This is a genomic window from Methanospirillum sp., assembly GCF_028679455.1.
Classification (GTDB): Archaea; Halobacteriota; Methanomicrobia; order Methanomicrobiales; family Methanospirillaceae; genus Methanospirillum.
In genome coordinates, this window is the sequence record NZ_JAJRBM010000194.1 from 1 (window position 1) to 3,286 (window position 3,286).

General features: G+C 45.9%; 4 protein-coding genes. 3 read left to right on the plus strand and 1 reads right to left on the minus strand.

The genetic code is table 11. The annotated features are described in order from the left end of the window. The 3 genes from LUQ50_RS06470 to LUQ50_RS06480 all read left to right on the plus strand — a co-directional run. The coding region (locus LUQ50_RS06470; RefSeq protein ID WP_300037936.1) for a histidine kinase dimerization/phosphoacceptor domain -containing protein at nucleotides 1-854 on the plus strand (854 nt) is incomplete at its 5' end. 29 nt (nucleotides 855-883) lie between these two features. Then, nucleotides 884-1,936: a hybrid sensor histidine kinase/response regulator gene (locus LUQ50_RS06475; protein WP_300037945.1), complete on the plus strand. Its 1,053-nt coding sequence runs from the start codon at nucleotides 884-886 to the stop codon at nucleotides 1,934-1,936. 179 nt (nucleotides 1,937-2,115) lie between these two features. Next, complete coding sequence (locus tag LUQ50_RS06480) at nucleotides 2,116-2,508, plus strand: response regulator (RefSeq protein WP_300037939.1); 393 nt, start codon at nucleotides 2,116-2,118, stop codon at nucleotides 2,506-2,508. A 48-nt stretch (nucleotides 2,509-2,556) separates the two neighbouring features. Here the strand turns inward: LUQ50_RS06480 and LUQ50_RS06485 are convergent. Further along, the coding region (locus LUQ50_RS06485) for a tetratricopeptide repeat protein (protein WP_300037942.1) at nucleotides 2,557-3,286 on the minus strand (730 nt) is incomplete at its 5' end.

Consider the following 3,286-nt stretch of genomic DNA (forward strand, 5'->3'; position numbering starts at 1 on the left):
CATTCATGAGGTTCTTCAATAAAGAAGATCAGGAAAACCTATCCCGGACTCTCGTTGAGGTGAAAAATGATCCTGTTATCCGGAGCGGAGAATTCACAGTTAAAAAAATAAATGGTGAAAGTCGTTCAGTTCTCCTCTCACTCTCTCCGATTTTTAGGGATTCAGTCTACCGGGGGGTTAGGGGTGTGATTGTTGATATCACTGATATGAAGCAATATCAGGAGAAACTTCAGCATACCATTGAGGAAAAGGATGTACTCTTCAGAGAACTTCATCACCGGGTTAAGAACAATATGCAGGTCATCTCCAGTCTGCTTCAGTTGCAAGAGGAGTATATTGAGGATGAACGGGTAATATCAGCAATTCATGACTGTGAGCAACGTATCACCTCAATGGCACTCGTTCATGAGACCCTGTATCGAAGTGATTCACTCTCCGAAATATCGTTAGGAGGATATCTTGAAAATCTCGCAAGTGAAGTGATCAGCAGCATTGCAACGGTAAGGGATATCAGGACTGAGATAGAAGTTGGAGATATTACTTTCAACCTGGATGCTGTGGTAACTCTTGGTCTGATTGTCAATGAACTCATGGTTAACTCGATGAAGTATGCTTTCGTCGGTAAGGGGAAAGGGACGATCAAAGTCTGTATGAAACACGAAGAGGGGTCTTACGTGCTTTCCTATGCAGATGATGGGATCGGTCTTCCATCTGATTTTTCCATAGATTCATCTAATAGTCTTGGAATGCGGTTGGTTCGTGTTCTAACCCGGCAATTGCTTGGTTCTGTCACGATCGGTGGATCAGAAGGACCCGGGGCCAGTTTTACGATCAGGTTTCCGGTTCGTTCATAATAAAAGGGGGGATTTGTGCGACACAAATACTGGTAGTAGAGGATGAGGCAATTGTGGCAGAATCCATTGCCTCAAAATTGCGTAAATTTGGATATGGAGTTGCAGGACCAGTCCCAACCGGTGAAGAGGCTGTATCCATGGCGGAAGAGGTACGTCCGGATGTAGTTCTGATGGATATTCACCTGGCTGGCACTGTTGATGGAATTGATGCTGCCCGCGATATCTCTGAAGCATTTCGTATACCGGTGATCTTTCTTACGGCTTATGCCGACGAGCAGACCCTTGAGCGTGCAAAGGAGGCAAAACCGTTTGGATATCTGATAAAGCCGTTTCGTGAGCGTGATTTGCATGCCACGATCCGCATGGCACAGGAACGTTCCCGCTTGGAAGCAGAACTCGAAGCTGCCAATCATGAGTTGGACTCATTTAGTTATTCTGTATCTCATGATCTAAGGGCACCACTCATCGCAATTGATGGCTTTTCCCGGATCCTGGAAGAATCATATATGGCATTCCTTCCCCCGGACGGGCAGGAATGTCTGCAGCGGATACGACAGGCTGCAGCGAATATGGATAAATTAGTGAATGATTTTCTTCGGCTTTCACGAGTAACCAGGGCGTCACTGGTTATGGATCGGATTGACATCAGTAGCATGGCAATCGAAACACTGGAAGAACTCTCCCGTGAACATGAAGAAAGGAAGGTTATCTGGACCGTACAACCCGGGCTCACGGCAATGGGTGATAAAGGGCTTCTGTTGATTGCAATGCAAAATCTGCTCTCAAATGCATGGAAATACACCGGAAAGAGACCTGAAGGGAGAATTGAAGTAGGCGGTGTTCAGAGGGGTCAGGGACTTACTCTGTATGTGCGTGATAACGGTGCCGGTTTTCCCCCTGAAAAAGCAAATCTTCTTTTTGTGCCCCTTCAACGACTTCATTCTCAAGATGAGTTCCCGGGGAACGGTATCGGTCTTGCTACCGTACAACGGATTATCTTCAGACATGGGGGAAAGATCTGGGCTGAAGGTGTTCCTGATGCAGGATCAACGTTCTGGTTTACGATTCCGGAACCTGCATAACAGTGGTGGATGAAAATGTCCGTCATATTGAAAAACGAAAGAAAAATGATTTATGGAAATACCACCGAGATGGAGCATGTGTTCAGGTGAATGCAAGTTAAGCGGATTCTTCTGAAAGGTTTGATTTCAAGGTGAATCTGTTACACAGGTATACGTAAGAAAGAGATAGGGGGATGGGGATGCCTCGGGTTCTTATTGTTGATGATACTGATTTTGATCGGAATCTACTCAGAAATATTTTGGTTTCTGCAGGTTATGAAATTGCAGGGTTAGCCAGCGGGGGTGAAGAAGGGATCAACCTCTATAGGGAGGTGATGCCTGATCTGGCCATGTTGGATCTGATCATGCCTGATTTGAATGGAATTGATACGCTTCGCCGAATTCGCGAAGAATATCCTGAAGCACGGGTCATGCTATGTACTTCGGTGGGCGAAGAAGGTATGGTGGATCTTGCCCGGCGTATCGGAGCAAAAGGGTATGTTGTAAAACCCTACCAGGCTGTGAATCTGTTGAAAGCAGTAGAAAGGATTGTGGGCCCTCCTGGGAAGAAGGCCGGAGTAACTTGGGAATAGGTTCGCCAATTATGTTTATTCAGTAGTCTGACACGTGTAACATCGGTACTACTCGGTTGACTGATTGGTTTCATTTCCGGCTTCTGCTTCCGGGGGAATCTCAACTCCTTCGGTATTGACTGTGAGATTTGTACCGGTGGATGTATTCACAACAATTCCTTCATTTGGTTGATTTGGGGTATTATTCCCACCAGTTATTGAAGTAACACCTCCCTTGGCATATGCTTTTGATGCTTCTTCTGTCTTGTTCTGCTTTTCATACGTTTTTGCAAGTTTTATCCAGAGGGAAACATCTGCTGGTCTAATATCAACTGCACTTTGATACGCCTGTTCAGCTTCCTTATATCCGGTAAGTGCAGTCCAGGTGTTTCCTAACTCTGTCCAGGTTTTAGCATCAGCAGGATCAAGGGTAAGTGATTTTTCAAACGCAGCAACGGCCTCGTAGAAACGACCTTGTCCAGCGAGAATCCCTCCAAGCTGGCTCCACCCCCCTGCTTGTCCGGTTGATATCTGTAAAGATTTCCTGACTATTGTCAACGCTTCTTCATATCGTGACAGGCCAGCATATGCTGCTGCCAACTGATTCCACCCCTCAGTATCATCCGGGTATATGATGGTTGCGTTGAGCAGTGATGCAAGTGCTGTTTCATAACTCCCTATTGCATTCTGTTCTCTACCAAGAGGGATCAGGAGTGTGGTATCATTTGGGGTCTGATTCTGAAGTCGGAAATAGATTTCCAGAGCTTCGGTATCACGTCCAAGTTTTGAGAGAGCTGAA